Origin of the sequence: Pseudomonas capeferrum (assembly GCF_000731675.1) — a bacterium.
Lineage (GTDB): Bacteria > Pseudomonadota > Gammaproteobacteria > Pseudomonadales > Pseudomonadaceae > Aquipseudomonas > Aquipseudomonas capeferrum.
Window position 1 is genome coordinate 970,582 of record NZ_JMIT01000001.1, and the last position, 15,795, is coordinate 986,376.

The 15,795-nt window shown below is 62.3% G+C and carries 13 protein-coding genes and 1 riboswitch; of the genes, 6 read left to right on the forward strand and 7 right to left on the reverse strand.

Annotation, left to right across the window (positions count from 1 at the left end; translation table 11 throughout):
- Nucleotides 1-33: 33 nt before the first annotated feature.
- A riboswitch (TPP riboswitch) is annotated at nt 34-149 on the forward strand.
- Between the two features lie 79 nt (nt 150-228).
- Nucleotides 229-876 (forward strand): TenA family protein, encoded by a 648-nt coding sequence (locus tag PC358_RS04255; RefSeq protein ID WP_033697780.1) that lies wholly within the window; start codon nt 229-231, stop codon nt 874-876.
- Nucleotides 877-878: 2 nt separating this feature from the next.
- Complete coding sequence (gene tenA / locus PC358_RS04260) at nt 879-1,538, forward strand: thiaminase II (RefSeq protein WP_033697781.1); 660 nt, start codon at nt 879-881, stop codon at nt 1,536-1,538.
- A gap of 135 nt (nt 1,539-1,673) precedes the next feature.
- Here tenA and PC358_RS04265 read toward each other — a convergent pair whose 3' ends face one another.
- From PC358_RS04265 to PC358_RS04285, 5 genes are all read right to left on the reverse strand, one after another.
- Nucleotides 1,674-2,861 carry an MFS transporter gene (locus PC358_RS04265; protein WP_033697782.1) on the reverse strand — a complete coding sequence of 396 codons (1,188 nt, stop codon included), beginning with the start codon at nt 2,859-2,861 and terminating at the stop codon, nt 1,674-1,676.
- Between the two features lie 380 nt (nt 2,862-3,241).
- Entirely contained in the window at nt 3,242-4,237 is a 996-nt protein-coding gene (locus PC358_RS04270; protein ID WP_033697784.1) for an aldo/keto reductase, read from the reverse strand.
- A 115-nt stretch (nt 4,238-4,352) separates the two neighbouring features.
- The gene (locus tag PC358_RS04275; RefSeq protein WP_033697785.1) at nt 4,353-5,201 is read right to left on the reverse strand and encodes a LysR family transcriptional regulator; all 849 of its coding nucleotides are present in this window, start codon (nt 5,199-5,201) and stop codon (nt 4,353-4,355) included.
- Nucleotides 5,202-5,252: 51 nt separating this feature from the next.
- Nucleotides 5,253-6,467 carry an MFS transporter gene (locus tag PC358_RS04280; RefSeq protein WP_033697786.1) on the reverse strand — a complete coding sequence of 405 codons (1,215 nt, stop codon included), beginning with the start codon at nt 6,465-6,467 and terminating at the stop codon, nt 5,253-5,255.
- 95 nt (nt 6,468-6,562) lie between these two features.
- Nucleotides 6,563-7,498, reverse strand: a complete 936-nt coding sequence (locus tag PC358_RS04285; protein WP_033697787.1) for a LysR family transcriptional regulator — start codon at nt 7,496-7,498, stop codon at nt 6,563-6,565.
- A 101-nt stretch (nt 7,499-7,599) separates the two neighbouring features.
- On the opposite strand from PC358_RS04285, the gene PC358_RS04290 reads away from it, so the two are divergent.
- Nucleotides 7,600-7,872: a PepSY domain-containing protein gene (locus tag PC358_RS04290; RefSeq protein WP_050506051.1), complete on the forward strand. Its 273-nt coding sequence runs from the start codon at nt 7,600-7,602 to the stop codon at nt 7,870-7,872.
- Nucleotides 7,873-7,933: 61 nt separating this feature from the next.
- On the opposite strand, the gene PC358_RS04295 is transcribed toward PC358_RS04290, so the two are convergent.
- Together PC358_RS04295 and PC358_RS04300 are read right to left on the reverse strand one after the other, a co-directional pair.
- Nucleotides 7,934-10,498, reverse strand: a complete 2,565-nt coding sequence (locus PC358_RS04295; protein ID WP_033697789.1) for an HWE histidine kinase domain-containing protein — start codon at nt 10,496-10,498, stop codon at nt 7,934-7,936.
- Between the two features lie 202 nt (nt 10,499-10,700).
- The gene (locus PC358_RS04300) at nt 10,701-12,077 is read right to left on the reverse strand and encodes an amino acid permease (RefSeq protein WP_033697791.1); all 1,377 of its coding nucleotides are present in this window, start codon (nt 12,075-12,077) and stop codon (nt 10,701-10,703) included.
- A 355-nt stretch (nt 12,078-12,432) separates the two neighbouring features.
- Here PC358_RS04300 and PC358_RS04305 point away from each other — a divergent pair, with 355 nt between their 5' ends.
- The 3 genes from PC358_RS04305 to PC358_RS04315 all read left to right on the forward strand — a co-directional run bounded on the left by PC358_RS04305 (nt 12,433) and on the right by PC358_RS04315 (nt 15,752).
- A complete protein-coding gene (locus PC358_RS04305) occupies nt 12,433-14,130 on the forward strand; it encodes an FAD-dependent monooxygenase (protein WP_033697793.1) in 1,698 nt (565 codons plus the stop codon).
- 7 nt (nt 14,131-14,137) lie between these two features.
- Nucleotides 14,138-14,326, forward strand: coding sequence for a hypothetical protein (locus PC358_RS04310; protein ID WP_033697795.1), 189 nt, complete (start codon nt 14,138-14,140; stop codon nt 14,324-14,326).
- Nucleotides 14,327-14,411: 85 nt separating this feature from the next.
- Nucleotides 14,412-15,752 carry an MFS transporter gene (locus tag PC358_RS04315; protein ID WP_033697797.1) on the forward strand — a complete coding sequence of 447 codons (1,341 nt, stop codon included), beginning with the start codon at nt 14,412-14,414 and terminating at the stop codon, nt 15,750-15,752.
- Nucleotides 15,753-15,795: the final 43 nt, after the last annotated feature.

Below are 15,795 nucleotides of genomic sequence, written 5' to 3' on the forward strand. Positions count from 1 at the left end.
AGTGACAGCACCTTCGTACCTGCTGTATACCTGTGCGCCACCAAGGGGAGCCCCGGCAACGGGCTGAGAAACCGCTGAATGCTTTAGCGCGGTGACCCTTCGAACCTGATCCGGATCATGCCGGCGAAGGGATGGGACTTGCGACCTGCCTTTTTGCCGGCCTCACTGCGAGGCCAGTCCATGCCAGCTGCAACGGTCTCGCTGTCACCCCCTGCAGAGGACAGCATCATGACCGAACGCTTCACGCAAACCCTGCGTCGCCAAAGCGAGCCGACCTGGTCGGCGGCCGTCGGGCACCGTTTCGTTACCCAATTGTGTGACGGCAGCCTGCCGGACCCGATCATGGTCCGCTACCTGGTGCAGGATCATCGTTTTCTCGACAGCTTCCTGACCCTGCTCGGCGCAGCCATCGCGACCGCCGACACCTTCGAGGCACGCCTGCGCTTCGGCCAGTTCGCCGGGATGATCTCGAGTGATGAAAACACCTATTTCCTGCGTGCCTTCGAGGCGCTGGACGTAAGCCCGGCACAGCGCGTAGAAGCCGACGACACTGCCCCAACCGCAGGTTTCAAGGCCATCATGCGCGAAGCTGCGGCCACCCGTTCGTATGCCGCCGCGCTGGCTGTGCTGAACGTTGCCGAAGGCTTGTACCTGGATTGGGCAATCAAAGCCCCCAAGCCCTTGCCCGAGCACTTCGTGCATGCCGAATGGATCACCCTGCACGACAACCCGGCGTTCCAGGCCTTCGTTGCCTTTCTGCAAGCCGAGCTGGACCGCGTGGGGCCGCAGGAGGCTGAGCTGAGCACCGACTTCTACCTGCGTACCGTGGCCCTGGAACTGGCTTTCTTCGATGCCGTGTATGAGGGGGAGGCGTGAGCATGGATATTTTCGATCGCCTCAAAGCCGCCCGCGCCGGCCAGTGGAATCGCTATGTCGATCACGATTTCGTGCGGCAGATGGGCGAAGGCACGCTGAGCGAAGCTGCGTTTCGGACTTACCTGGTGCAGGACTACCTGTTCCTGATCCAGTTCGCCCGCGCCTGGGCGCTGGCCGCCTACAAAAGCCGCCTGCCGGCTGACATTCGTGCCGCCCAGGCAGGCCTGGCGGCGATTCTCGACGAAACCGAACTGCACCTGCGCCTGTGCGCCCGCTGGGGGCTGACCGAAGCCGATATCCAGGCTGCGCCGGAGCATCAGGCCACGGTGGCCTATACCCGCTATGTGCTCGATTGCGGCGCTGCGGGCGATCTGCTTGAACTGCACGTGGCGTTGGCCCCCTGTGTGATCGGCTATGCCGAAATCGGGCGCACGTTGGCTCAGCGTATTGGCGACCTGAGCCAGCACCCTTACCGTGAGTGGATTGGTGAGTATGCCGGGGAGGGCTATCAGGCCGTGGCGGCCAATGCGCGCAAGCACCTGGATGAACTGGCGGCGCGCAGCATGACCGAGCAACGGTTCGTCGAGCTGGCAGGCATCTTCGGCCAGGCCTCGAGCCTTGAAGCCGACTTCTGGCAGATGGGGCTCGATGGCGCAGCCTAGCAGACTGCCCCGTAAGCTGCGTAGCCTGTGGGAGCGGGCTTGCCCCGCGAATGGGGCACACGGTGCGTGGCACCGGCTTCGCCGGTGTTCGCGGGGCAAGCCCGCTCCCACACGCCCCCCATTACCTCGATTGGATCAATGCCCCCCCTTCATGCGACGGGCCACCAGGTAAATCCCCAAACCGACCAATGCCGTAGCCGCACCGATGTAACCCGTACTGGTCCAGCCCAGCCCCGCGGTGATGGCCATGCCACCCAACCACGGCCCAAGCGCGTTGGCCAGGTTGAACGCCGCATGGTTCGAAGCCGCCGCCAGGCTTGGCGCTTCATGGGCAATATCCATCAGGCGAATCTGCAACGGCGCGGCCAGGGCAATCATGGTGCCGACCAGGCCGACGCCCAGCAGCAGCGTCCAAAGCGATTGTGCCGCGAAGGTGAAAAACAGCAGCACAGCAATCGACCAGACCAACACCAGGCCCACGGCGCGGAACTGCAGGCGATCGAACAGTTTGCCACCGGCGATGTTGCCAATGATGCCACCCGCGCCAAAGGCGGCCAGGCCAAAGGGGATCCACTGCGGCGACACCTGGGTCACGTGCAGCATGGTCGGTGCCAGGTAGCTGAACACACAGAACATGCCGGCAAAGCCGATCGAGGCAATGGCCAGTGCCATCCACACCTGGGGCAGGGCGAACGCCTGCAGTTCCTTGCGCGGGTCGCTGCGCACCTCATCGTGCGGTTGCGGCACGAAGCGCCAGACCAGCGCGATGGTGCACAAGGCAATCAGCCCGACCAACACAAACGCAGAGCGCCAGCCAAAGTACTGCCCCAGGAAGGTCGCAACCGGGTTGCCCAGCAGCATGGCCAACGTCAGGCCCATCATCACCCGCGCCACGGCGCCCGCCCGCTGGTTGTTCGCCACCATGCTCGATGCCACCACCGCCGCAATGCCGAAGTACGCGCCATGGGGCAGGCCGCTGATGAAGCGAAAGGCCACCAGGCCGCCGAAGGAGGGGGCAAATGCCGTGGCCAGGTTGCCCAAGGCATACAGCGCCATCAACAGCAGCAGCATGTGCTTGCGCAGCAGCTTGGCGCCGAGGATCGCCAGCGTCGGGGCACCGACCATCACGCCCAGCGCATAGGCACTGATGGCATGGCCCACCTCAGGCTCGCTCAGTTGCAGGTTGCTGGCGATGTCCGGCATCAACCCCATGATGGCGAATTCGCCGGTGCCGATGGCAAAGCTGCCCAGCGCCATGGCGGCTTCCATCTTGGCGACAGTGCGTTTCGGGAGGGCTAGCGGTGGTGGTTCTTGGACAGACATTTGAATCCTTATTGAAACATGCTGAAACGTTCAAGGCGGAATCATAGTCAATCCGGGAGAGGCACGTCGAGGCTGCAGGGGGCTTGCGATGTGCTTGTCGCAAGTTCTTTGGCGCCTATGAGATCGAGCGCCGCCCGCGCGGCGCTTCGCGGCGCAAGGCCGCTCCCACATCTGTTTCGGGCCAGTGAGGCCTGTGATATTTGCGCGCGACCGCCTTGTTTGTACGACGCTATATAGGGGCGGGCGCCAAAGGGCCGCGCGGCAATGCTTCAGGAATAACTGGCCCGAAACAGATGTGGGAGCGGCCTTGCGCCGCGAAGCGCCGCGCGGGCGGCGCTCGATCTCATAGGCGCTGAACCTCCCAAGCCCTACACCAAGGCCTACTTGAACCCCGTAACCGCATGCGGCACATAAGGCGCTTCCAGCCGCATGACCTCTTCATCACTCAACTCAAGCCCCAATGCCGCAATGGCATCGTCAAGGTGCGCAGGCTTCGATGCACCAATAATCGGTGCAGACACGCCGCGGTGCCCCAGCACCCAGGCCAACGCCACCTGCGCCATGGGTACGCCACGTTCAGCGGCAATCTGCTCGACCACATCAATCACCCGGCCATCCTCGGCTTCGGTCCGCTCATAGAACGACTTGCCGGAAATATCGCTCAGCGTGCGCGCCGTTTCCTGCCCCTTGGGCCGGGTCAGCCGCCCGCGTGCCAGCGGGCTCCAGGGCATCAGCCCAACGCCTTGGTCCTGGCACAAGGGGATCATTTCCCGCTCTTCTTCCCGATACACCAGGTTGAGGTAGTTCTGCATCGAGACGAACCGGCTCCAGCCATTGGCCGCGGCAACGTGCTGGGCTTTGGCGAACTGCCAGGCATACATCGACGAGGCACCGATGTAGCGGGCCTTGCCGGCCTTGACCACATCGTGCAGCGCTTCCATGGTTTCTTCGATGGGGGTGTGATAGTCCCAGCGATGCACCTGATACAGGTCGACGTAATCCACCCCCAGGCGGCTCAGGCTCGCGTCGATACTGCTGAAGATGGCTTTGCGCGAAAGGCCCTGCTCATTGGGCTTGCTGGCGCCTTCCCACATGTTCGCGGGGTAGAAGACCTTGGTCGCGATCACCGTGTCTTCACGGCGCGTAAACGCCTTGAGCAGTTGGCCCAGGATGACCTCCGAGGTGCCGGCCGAATAGCTGTTGGCCGTGTCGAAGAAGTTGATGCCCTGTTCCACCGCGTGGCGGATGATCGGGCGGCTCTGGTCTACATCCAGGGTCCAGGGATGGGTACCGGCATCGGGGTCACCGAATGTCATGCACCCCAGGCACAGCCGGGAGACATCCAGGCCGGTGTTTCCGAGTTTGACGTACTGCATCTGCGTGCCCTCTCTGGCGGCATTGCCCGGCGCAGTTGCCGAGCGATGGCACAAGGTTAACGGCGATGCGGCACTGCGCAAATTCCCGGAATGTGCAGGCGATGTTTGCAAAAATTCACAAGCGAAGCAGGGGCTTCACCTGTTCGATCAAAAAGTCGGTCACGGCTTTGATGCGGGGTGTGTTGCGCACGTCCTCGTGAACGGCCAGCCAGATTTCGATGCTCATCGAACTGTTTTCGTTGACTGGCTTGAGCCCGTATTCCTCAGCCATGAAGGCGGGCAGGCAGGCAATGCCCACGCCCCCGGCTGCTGCCTGGGCCTGGATGCGCAAGTCGTTGCTTTGCAGGGCGAAAGGGCGGCCTGTGGCGTGCTTGAGCAGCCACAGTTGCTGTGGGGATTTGGCCTGGGAGTCGTCGTAGCCGATATACACCTGCGGTTCGCGTTGGCGCAGGTAGGCCGCCGAGGCGTACAGCGTGTATTCCAGATGGCCGAGCAAGCTGGCCACCAAGGTGGGTTCGGTGGGCCTGGCCAAGGCGATGGCCACGTCTGCTTCGCGACGCGCCAACGAGGCGCGTGACTTGCTGCCGACCAGTTTTAACTGCAAATGGGGGTAGCGTTGATACAGTGCCCCCAGCCTGCGCGCCACCATGCTGCCCAGCAGCGCAGGGGGGGCAGCAATCACCACTTCGCCTTCAACGGTGTGCTGGTCGGCACTGGCAAAGTGCTCCAGTGCAAACGAAGAGGCCAGCATCTGCTCGGCGAACTCGCCGACCCGCAAGCCTTGTTCGGTGAGGGCGTAGGCCCGCGGCCGACGGTCCACCAGTTTGAGCTGCAAGGACGCTTCGAGCGAGCTGATGCGCCGGGCCACGGTGGCGTGGTCAACGCCCAGGCGCTTGGCGGCGGCCGAGAGCGAGCCGGCGCTGATGAAAGCAGAAAAGTGACGCAGGTCTTCCCAATCGAACATGACAGGCCTCGGCTGTGAGGCCTGATGATACGCGGATTCAGGCAGTGCCCGTCAGCCGGGTTGTACCGCCATATGCTCAGCCCGTGCCTGCAGGCGCGCCACGCCGGGCACGCACAGCATGGCCAGCAGGGCTACGCCCGCCGCCACATAACCGAGCGACGATACACCGAACGCCGGGATGACCAACCCGCCCAGCAGCGCGCCCAGGCCGATCCCGGCATTGGCGGCAGATACGTTGGTAGTGCCGGCCAACGCCTGGGAATGCGACACCGCGTTCATCACCCGCACCTGGCAGATGGGGTACAGCGCCGTGTTGGCGATGCCCCACAGTGCCAGCGCCGCCCAGAGCGTAACCGGTGCAGAAGCCAGCGGGCTGAATGCCGCCATGCCCACCCCTAGCAAAGCCAGGAACAGCGCAGTGGCCTTGATCGGCGATTGCCTGACCGCGCGGCCACCCAGCCAGTTGCCCAGCAAACCGATGGCACCGAAGCCCATCAGCCACCAGCCGACATCTGCTGTTGCCACACCTGCGGTGCGCTCAAGCATGTCCGCGAGGTAGGTGTAGGCAATGAACATGGCGGTGAACACCAGGACCGAGAGGGCCACGTTGGCCAGGAAGATCGGTTCACGGAAAATTCGCGCCTGCTGGCTGAAGTCGACTTTAGGCTGGCGGGCAACCGCTGGCATCCAGGCCAGCACGGCAAAGGCCATCAGCGCTGAGGCGGCGGCCAATACCCAGAAGGCGCCGCGCCAGCCGATGGCATTGGCCGCCAAGGTACCCAGCGGGATACCGAGCAGCAGGGCCGCTGAAATGCCCAGGTACACCTGCGCGACGGCCTGCCCCTGGCGATCTGCGCTGACCATCCTGGCCGCCGTCTCGCTGGCCGTCCCCCAGAAAACCGGCAGTGCCAGGGCGGGCAAGAATCGCGCTACTGCTAGCACCCAGATGTTCGGCGCAATGGCAGCAAGCGCATTGGCCGCAGCGAACAAGGCCAGGATGGCTGCGAACAGCTTGCGCCTGTCCAGGTGGGCAAGTGCTGCTGTCAGCGGCGGGCCGGCGAGCATGACGGTGAAGGCGAACAGCGTGATCAGCTGCCCGGCACTGGAAATCGACACATCAAGGTCTCTTGCCAGCCCCGGCAGCAGGCCAACCATCAAAAACTCGGTGGTTACGATCAGAAAGGCCGAGGTGGCGAGGATCAACGTCCCCAAGGTGGCGCGTCGATTGGTCGCCAAGCCCAGGGGAGGACGTTCAACAGCAGTCATGCAGGCAGTTCCTGAAATCAAAGGTGCTGCCATTGTATTGATTCAAAAAAAGCTTATCGCTGGCAAAAATTCACTGGCTTGGCGAATATTATTCACTAATCACCGGGCTGCAGAACGTGGCCGTCCATGCGCAGTGATTGCAGCAATACGTCCAGTAACGCCCTGACGCGTGGCAGGGCCTCGCGCTTCCTGAGCCATACCACGTTCATCGGCAAGCCCTCTGTTGCCAGGTGCGGCAACACCTCAACCAACTCGCCACAGGCCAGTTGCTGGTTGACCAGCCAGGTAGGCACCTGGGTGATGCCCAAGCCTTGCAGCACGGCTTGTACCACACCTTCGCCATCGCCAATGGCAAGCCGCGCCGGCATGAAGCGCCGTTCCATTTCGCCAGGCTGGGTACCGGTCATGTGCCAAGGGCTGCCCAAACCGTCGGCTTGCCCGTAAACCACACAGTCATGGGCGTGCAGGTCACGCTCATCGACGGGCGTGCCACGCGCTTGCAAGTAGGCCGGTGACGCGCAAAAGATGACCCGCTGAGCGCCGATGAACTGGTGGCCCAGCTCGTCCGGCCAAACGTCCGGGCCGCCGATACGTACCACGATATCGATGCCCTGTTCGGTCGGGTTGACGAAGCTGTCGGTAAAGGACACGTGTGGCTGCAGCTGATGATGGCGTTTGACGTAGTCGAGGATGACCGGCAATACGTGCAGCCGCCCGTAGGCCGCAGGCAGGTCGATACGCACTCTGCCTCGCGGCTCGAAGTAGTCCTCGTGCAGCGACAGCTCCGATTCTTCGAGGTCGGCCAGCACCCGTGAGCAGGTCTTGTAGAAGGTCTGCCCCGCGTCAGTCAGGGCAAGCCGGCGGGTGGTGCGTTCGAACAGGCGCAGCCCCAGGCGCGCTTCCAGCCGCGCGATACCTTTACTGACCGCCGAACTTGTCAGGTTCAGGCGCTGCGCTGCCGCCGCAAAACTGCCGAGGTCTGCAACGCAGACAAATACATCGATGCCTTTCAGGCGCTCTGATGAGTGCACATCAACCCTTATGTCATGAATAGCCGTCTTGCCACTTTAATTGAACCGAAGCGACAGTGCTTGGGTCGCAGTGTTTAACTCTGGCAAAAAGGATGTTGACGATGAAAGCGATGACACGACTGTTCACGGGTTTGGCCCTGGTGGGTGCACTGGGGGTTAGTGCTGCCTGGGCGGATCAGCCAGGCGCCGACTGGAAGGTGAACAAAGACCAGGCCGAAGCCGCGCTGAAGAGCGCCGGCTACACCCAGATCACCAAGATCGAGGCCGATGATGGCCATTGGGAGGGCGAGGGTATCAAGGCAGATGGCAAGCAGTACGAATTCCACGTTGATCCGCACACTGGCGCCATTACCAAGGATGAGTTGGACAAGTGACCGGGTGCTGAACGAATACGACCCGCGCCTGTGCGCGGGTTTTTAATGCCAGCCCGGCTGGCTATTGTGCTTGGTCCGTAGCTTTCCGAATGTCGATCAGGCTTTCCAGGTTCGACAATATCGAAAAGGCGTCATAGGGCTTGCGCACCACGGGAACGTGCTTCAAGTGCGCGGGAATGCTGACACTGTCGCCGTAACCCGTGGCAAACAGGAATGGGATGTGCTGGCGCGAGAGCGCTTCGGCAACGGCAATGGAGGTTCCCGTCCCCAGGTTGATGTCCAGCACGGCGACATCAGGCCTGTGGCTGGCCAGCAGTTTCATTGCCTCGGCTTCCGAGCTTGCGGTGATCACATCCTCGACCAGCGCATCGGCCAGAATCTGTTCAAGGCCCACGGCAATCACCAGTTGGTCTTCAAGAATCAGCACGCATGCATTGACCAGGGCCGTGCAGCTTACCGGTGGCGCAGCCGGCGCGACCTGCGGCGCTGGGGTGTCGGCTGTTTCAAGCTGAGTCAGGTGTTTGCCAGGAATTTTGAAATACCCATGCAGGCCTTCTGGTCTGAACTCGAGCGTGCTGCTGCCGCCCAGGTCGAAGGGGATGCTGCGTTCAATCAGTACCGAGCCAAAACCGCTTCGGCTCGGCGGGCGCACCGTCGGCCCACCGCTTTCGCACCAGGCGATGTCGCAAGCCCCACCCGAATCAATCGTCCAGCTGACCGCCAGCTTGCCGCCTGCCCGAGACAACGCGCCATACTTCGCGGCGTTGGTCGCCAGCTCGTGAAGCACCAGCGCCATTACCGAGTAGGCGCGGGCATCGAGCAGCAGGTTCGGGCCGTTCAGGGTGATGGCATCGGCTGCAGTGCGGTACGGCGATAGTTCCGCTTCCAGCAGCGTTGCGAAACGGCCGCCGCCATCCCCCCGCACCACCTGATCGTGCGCCAGCGACAACGCCTGGATGCGGCCCTTCAGCGTGGCCACGTAGCTGTTGAGGGTCTGGTTTTCAGTGGTGGGGTGGGCCACCAGTGCACCGATCAGTGAAAGAATGTTCTTCACCCGGTGGTTGAGCTCTTCGTTGAGCATCCGCTGGCGCACTTCGGCCTTGGAGCGCTCATCGGCCATCAGCTCACTGTTGTGCAGGGCAACCTCGACGATCGCGGCGCGGATGGCCTCGCCGAACTGGCGGTCCTGTTCGGACCAGGGCTGCGAGTGCTGATGTACGGTCTGCTTCCACACAGCAAAGCTTTTGCGTGGGGTCAGGCGCTCACCGAGCGGGCCGCTTTCGTAGGTCTTGTTGGGGTCACCGGCCCAATCCAGGGTTTCGATCACCTCCTTGCGAAACAGCATGAGGTAGTCCCTCGGTTGCTGCGACATCGGAATCACCAGTACGCCCGAAACGTCGACGGCATAATCCTGGGCGGCAGGGTGCGCCATCGACAGGCAGTTCGACGCCCATGTACGCCCCTCGGCGACCCCCTCGGCAAAGCGCAGCAGGTTCGGTACCGCCGCCTTGGGCGGTGTCAGCGCGTCGGCCGACCAGCGCCCTTGCAGCGACATGGCGATGCCGTCGCAAGGGATGAGTGCCTGGAAGTCTGTCATGCGGGCACGCAGCAGTTCTTCGATATCCGCGGTGCGGTGGGCATCGCGCAGCAGGTTGTCCAACACCTGGCGGGCGTAAGCAGCGGCTTCCACGGTTTGCTTGGCCCGCAGAGTCTGGACATGCAGCGAGAAGAACTCGCCGAACATCTCCGCCGCGACCCGCTGACCCATGGTCAGCGTGCGGGGTGCGTAATGGTGGCAGGCAATCAGCCCCCAGAGCGCGCCGTCGACGATGATCGAAATGGACATGGACGCGCCCACGCCCATGTTGCTCAGGTACTCGCAGTGAATGGGCGAAACGCTGCGCAGGTGCGCGTAGGACAGGTCCAGTGGCTCGCCGGAAAGGTCCAGTACCGGCTCGATCGGCACGGTTCTGAACTGGGCATCGGCAATGATTCGCACCGGGTTGCGCAGGTACAGGGCGCGTGCCTGCTGAGGAATGTCCGAGGCGGGGAAGTACTGCCCCAGAAAGCTTTCGAGGCCGCTGCGCTTGGCCTCGGCAATGACCTTGCCGGCGCCGTCGACGCCAAGTTGGTAGATCATCACCCGGTCATAACCCAGTAGTGCGCGAACACGCCGGGCAGTATCGGGGAACAGCTTGTCGGAGCGGTCGATCTCGCGCAACTGGGCGATGACGGTGCGCACCAGTTCGATTGGTTCGGCAATGCCCGCACCGGAGGGCTCGAACTCCAGGATGGCAGTGCCTTTGAAAATATGCGCGGCCACATCGAACACCTGCCCGGACGGCAGACTCACGGCAAAGCTCAGCGCCGGTCGGGACGCCTCTCTGACGCGTGCCAGCGCGTTGCGCAGCGTATGGGCAGCCTCGCTGCCGATGATGGTTTCGAGCCGTTGCCCGTTGATTTCACCCGCCACGCCCAGCATGCCGGCGGTATTGGCGGAGTGCCGCAGCACAACGCTTGCCGACGCGTTGCAGGCCAACAGGCAACCGTGCGGCTGGATGCTGCCGGGGATCTGGATAGGTTCGCGATCGCAGTTGGTCAAGTTGACGGGAGGTTGCAAAGTCATGGGCTGCCCCTGCCGGTTTACCAGAGGCCGGCTGCCTGCATGACCGCCGAACATTTTCAGGCAAACGAAGTGTTTACAGTCAAATTCAGCATGGGAGTCTAGCTTGCAGGGCACGCTTCGTCATCAAGGGCAACAGGTGGCAAGCACAGGGGTTTAGCGTGCCGCCATGGGGCAGGAGCGGGTAAACCCGCTCCTGCACTGGTCAGCTCCCTGCGTAACCAACCGACTTCGCCGCCATCCGATTACGTTTCACGAAGTAGGCCGCCACCACCACCAGTGAGGTCACCGTGGTAAACCAGAACTGAAAGCGCGACCCTGGGTCGAAGGCCTGGGTGACAATCACGGCCAGCAGCGCGAACAGCGCAACGATATTGGCGTAAGGGAAGAACCACGCCCGGAACGCCGTGGGGTCGACCGCTTCATGCCGGGTTTTCCAGCGCATGGCAAAGTGGGCGATGATGATGAAGATCCACACGATCATCACGAACGTGCCGCTGCTTTTGGCCAGGGTCATGAACAGGTCGCCGCCGCTGACAAAGTGCACCGTCAGGATCAACAGGCAGATGCTCAGGCTCAGCAGCAGGGCGTTGAGCGGCACCCCTTTGGAGGTGGTGCGGGAGAACAGCTTCGGCGCGTGGCCACGCTGGCTCAACGAGAACAGCATGCGCGAGTTGGAAAACATGAACGAGTTCATCACCGACATGAACGAGATGAACAACACGATCTTCATGGCCACCGCCGCGCCACTGAACCCGGCCAGGCTGAACAATGACACATACGGCGAAGCCAGGTTTTCAGTGTCTGTCCAGGGCAGGCACAGAATCAGAATCGACACCGAACCGACATAGAACAGCATCACCCGCAAAATCACGCTCTTGATTGCCCTGATGACGTTCTGCCGCGGGTTTTCCGATTCGCCGGCCGCAACGGCTGCAATTTCACTGCCGCCCAGCGAGAAGATCACCACCACCACGCCCGCCATCACCGGCGACAGGCCATTGGGCATGAAGCCATCGTGCGCCGTCAGGTTGACCCAGCCAGGGGAGGGGATGTTGCTGTGCAGGCCGAGCAGTATCGAAACACCCAGCACCATGAAGATGAGAATGGTGGCGACCTTCATCGCGGCCAGCCAGTACTCCACTTCAGCGAACGATTTGACCGAGTAGGCGTTGCTGGCCATCAACGTCACCAGCATGATGAAGGCGCCCGCCCAGATCGGTAGCCACGGCAGAAAGTCGTTGAGGATGGCGCCTAGCAGCACCGCCTCCAGGGTGATGGTCAGCATCGATTTGAGCCAGTACAGCCAGCCGACGGCAAAACCCGCCCATTCGCCGAGGTAGGTATTGGCATAGGTCGAGAACGAGCCGGCGTCCGGGTTGCGACAGGCCATCTCGCCGAGCATGAACATCACCAAGGTGACCACGATGCCGCCGATGAAATATGACAGGATCGCGGCCGGCCCCGCCGAGGCAATCAACTTGCCCGACCCCATGAACAGCCCCGCGCCTATCACCCCGCCTAGCGCAATCATGGTGATGTGCCGTTGTTTCAGGCTTTGCTTCAGACTGTTGGATTGCATTTCCTTGTCCTCTCTTATTATCGGGGAGGAATTGGCAACGTTCGTGCAGCGCAAGGCTTGCGACCGCAAAAATAGTTACCCCCCACACACAGGCGTCGTCGTGCGCCTGCGTCCACGCCCTGCAGCCTTTTATTCAGGCAATAGCTGTCAGGCTGGCCACCTTGGGCAATGCGGCCGTCTATCTCAAGCGAATTCTGCGCACAACATCCTGCGTTTTTTTCCTGAGGGCGTGCTTTCTGCTGTGCAAAGTTGTCCCTTCAAGGGGACATGTCTGTTTCTCACACCGCTTACAGTCCGCTGCATATCCGAAATGGCTCAGGCCAAAAAAAGCATAACAATCCGGAGATGCAGTGTGATGCACACACCACTCGCAGAGCCTCGTCGCTCTATCTATTTCGATTACCAGGTTTTCCCTGCCCACACCGCCAGCGTGAATGCCCAGGTGCAGCATCACCCTGTGGTGATCGTCGGTGCTGGGCCGATTGGCCTGACCACGGCCCTGGACCTGGCCCGCTACGGCATCCCCTCGATCGTGTTGGAAGCCGAACGGCAGGTCAGCGAAGGCAGCCGGGCGATCGTGTTCACCCGTCGATCACTGGAGATCCTGCAGCAGGTCGGCATCTCCGAGCGTGTCACCTCAGCGGGCCTGCCCTGGCGCTTTGGCAATTCCTACTACCGCAATCAGCGGGTATTTCGCATGGAGGCCCCGCACGACCCCGATGACCGTTTTGCGCCCATGACCAACTTGCAACAGCCTTGCCTGGAGCAGTTTCTGGTCGATGCCTGCCACGCCAACCCGATGATCGAGCTGCGCTGGGGCAACCGGGTCAAGGCGCTGGCCCAGGCAGAAGACCGCGCGACACTGGAGGTGGATACCCCCGCGGGTGAGTACACCCTGCAAGCCAGCTGGGTGGTTGCCGCAGATGGGGCGCGTTCGGCCATTCGCACGCTGCTTGGGCTGCAACTGGAAGGTGCTTCATACGAAGGCCGTTTTGTAATCGCCGACATCAAGATCGACCTAGACCTGCCCACTGAGCGCCTGGCGTACTTCGACCCGCACTGGAACCCGGGCAATACCGTGCTCATGCACCGCGAGCCAGGCAATATCTGGCGCATCGACTATCAACTGGCACGGGGTGAAACGCCCGAACAGGCCTTGTCGGCTGACTCCCTGCGCGAGCGTATCAATGCCCAGTTGGGCATCGTCGGGGTAGCGAACCCGCAGTGGGAGCTGGACTGGTGCTCGGTGTACTCGGCGCGCGCACTGACACTGTCCGATTACCTGCATACTCGGGTGATATTCACCGGCGATGCCGCGCATTTGCTGCCCATTTTTGGCGTGCGCGGTGCCAACACCGGTTTCCAGGACTGTCACGGCCTGGGCTGGAAGCTGGCGCTGACCCTCAAGGGTATTGCCGGCCCGGGGCTGCTGGCCTCGTATAGCGCGGAGCGGGTAGGGGCCGCGCGCGAGATCATTGCCGAAGCGGGGAAGAGCACCCGTTTCATGACGCCGCCCAGTGCGGGTTATCGCCTGTTGCGCGATGCCGTACTGTCGTTGTCACTGACCCAGGCGTTCGTCCGCCCGCTGTACCACTGGCGCACTTCGCGGCCACATGACTATGTGGACTCTGCACTCAACTGCAAGCATGACGACAATTCACGCTTCAACTGCGGGCCGCACCAGGGCGCGCCGCTGCTGAACGTGCGGCTCGGCGATGACCAGTTCCTGTTCGACAGGCTAGGGGCGTCGTTCTGCCTGCTGTATTTCACTGATGCCATTGAAGTGCCGAGCGATATTCAAGCGCAGGCGCAAAGCCTGCGTGACCAAGGCGTGCCATTGCAGTTGCTGGCTGTCGTGGGTAATCGGCAAGGTGAGGTCCGGGGCGCAGACGGGGTGATCGACGACCCTGGCGGCCACCTGCGCAACAAATATGGTGCGTCGGCGGGCGGTGCTTACCTGATGCGCCCGGACCAGCACGTTTGCGCGCGCTGGCATCACCTCAATGGGCAGGCTTTGCGTGATGCCGTCGAAACCGCTTTGGGCAATGAGTGAGAACCCTATGGAACACAAGCAATTGACCATCAGCGACATTGAGACCCTCTACGACCAGCTAGCGGATGCCCTTGACCACATCGAAGAGGGCAAACGCGAGCTGTTTCTGGTGAAACTGGCGCTGCTCAGCGCCCAGGCGCTTGGCGACGCAGAGCAGTTTCTGGCGCTGACGCGCACGGCGTTGCTGGACCTGTAATCAGCCCCTGGCTTTCGTGCATTTGCCGCCGGTTTATCTGTTCGAGCCGGCGAGCCTTCCTATAACAATAATCAGGAAGTTCCCCATGACACGCAGTCCTATCGCCAGCGCGACCACCCCGACGGTGGCCGGTGTTGACGACCGCTATCAGCACGTGTGTAAAAAGATCTCGAAAAGGCTGATCGGCTTTTTGTTTGCCTGCTTCGTACTGTCGTTTCTGGACCGCATCAATATCGGTTTCGCCGGCCTGACCATGATGGGCGACCTGGGCCTCACGGGCACTCAGTTTGGCCTGGCCAGTACCTTCTTCTATGTCGCATACATCGCCTGTGGCATACCCAGCAACATGGCCCTGGCGCGTCTCGGGGCCCGTCGCTGGATCGGCAGCCTGATGATTGCCTGGGGGCTGGCGTCTACCTGCACGCTGTTTGCGACCGATGCCACCTCGCTTTACCTGTTGCGGATTCTGGTGGGTGTGACCGAAGCGGGGTTCTTGCCTGGCGTGTTGCTGTACCTGACCTTCTGGTTTCCTTCGGCTTACCGGGCCCGCGCCAACGCGCTGTTCATGATCGCCATGCCATTTACCGCCGGGTTCAGCGCTGCGCTGTCGGGGCTGATTCTGGGCCTGGATGGCATCTGGGGGCTGAAGGGCTGGCAATGGCTGTTCCTGCTCGAAGGCTTGCCCTCGGTGCTGATGGGCTGCGTGGTGTTCGGTTATCTGGATGACCGCCCGCAACAGGCGAAGTGGTTGGATGGCGAAGAACAGGCGCTGCTGCAGCGCGCACTGCAAGCGGACCGCGCTGCCTGCACGGCAACTGCGACACAGCCTGCCCGCAGCGTGTGGCGCGAACTGGCCTCGCCGCGCATCCTGCTGTTCTGCCTGGTCTACTTTTGCCTGGTCAACACCTTGGCAATGATTGCGGTATGGACGCCGTTGATCGTCAAAAGCTTCAACAGCGCCAGCAGTAACCAGGCGATCGGCTTTCTGGCGGCCATCCCGCAGATCTGCACCATTGTCCTGATGATCGTCTGGGGCCTGCATTCGGACCGCACCCGCGAGCGCCGGTGGCACTTGGTGCTGCCCATGCTGATGGCTGCGGCTGGCTGGGTGCTCACTGCGCTGTCGAGCTATCCGGCGGTGCAATTGCTGGGGGTGTGCATGGCGGCCAGCGGCTCTTACAGCGCTATGTCGATTTTCTGGACAACGCCCGACCAGGTGCTGAGTTTCAGTGCCCGTGCGGTGGGTATCGCGGTGATCAACGCCATGGGCAATATCGGCTCGGCAGTCAACCCGCTGGTGGTCGGCTGGCTGAAGGACCTGACGTCCAGTTTCAGCGCAGGTTTCGCCTATGCTGCCCTGCTGCTGGTCCTCGGCGCACTGCTGGCCCTGCGCCTGCCCATAGCGCCGCCAGAGCCCGGGCGCTGAAGGGTGATAGAGTGTCGGGTAGCCGTAGTAGGCAATAACCACA

What these genes read in the sequence shown, in the direction of transcription:
- PC358_RS04255 (WP_033697780.1), top strand. Translation starts at nt 229, where the DNA reads ATGACCGAACGCTTCACGCAAACCCTGCGTCGCCAAAGCGAGCCGACC.
- tenA (WP_033697781.1), top strand. Translation starts at nt 879, where the DNA reads ATGGATATTTTCGATCGCCTCAAAGCCGCCCGCGCCGGCCAGTGGAAT.
- PC358_RS04265 (WP_033697782.1), bottom strand. Translation starts at nt 2,861, where the DNA reads ATGTCTGTCCAAGAACCACCACCGCTAGCCCTCCCGAAACGCACTGTC.
- PC358_RS04270 (WP_033697784.1), bottom strand. Translation starts at nt 4,237, where the DNA reads ATGCAGTACGTCAAACTCGGAAACACCGGCCTGGATGTCTCCCGGCTG.
- PC358_RS04275 (WP_033697785.1), bottom strand. Translation starts at nt 5,201, where the DNA reads ATGTTCGATTGGGAAGACCTGCGTCACTTTTCTGCTTTCATCAGCGCC.
- PC358_RS04280 (WP_033697786.1), bottom strand. Translation starts at nt 6,467, where the DNA reads ATGACTGCTGTTGAACGTCCTCCCCTGGGCTTGGCGACCAATCGACGC.
- PC358_RS04290 (WP_050506051.1), top strand. Translation starts at nt 7,600, where the DNA reads ATGAAAGCGATGACACGACTGTTCACGGGTTTGGCCCTGGTGGGTGCA.
- PC358_RS04295 (WP_033697789.1), bottom strand. Translation starts at nt 10,498, where the DNA reads ATGACTTTGCAACCTCCCGTCAACTTGACCAACTGCGATCGCGAACCT.
- PC358_RS04300 (WP_033697791.1), bottom strand. Translation starts at nt 12,077, where the DNA reads ATGCAATCCAACAGTCTGAAGCAAAGCCTGAAACAACGGCACATCACC.
- PC358_RS04305 (WP_033697793.1), top strand. Translation starts at nt 12,433, where the DNA reads ATGCACACACCACTCGCAGAGCCTCGTCGCTCTATCTATTTCGATTAC.
- PC358_RS04310 (WP_033697795.1), top strand. Translation starts at nt 14,138, where the DNA reads ATGGAACACAAGCAATTGACCATCAGCGACATTGAGACCCTCTACGAC.
- PC358_RS04315 (WP_033697797.1), top strand. Translation starts at nt 14,412, where the DNA reads ATGACACGCAGTCCTATCGCCAGCGCGACCACCCCGACGGTGGCCGGT.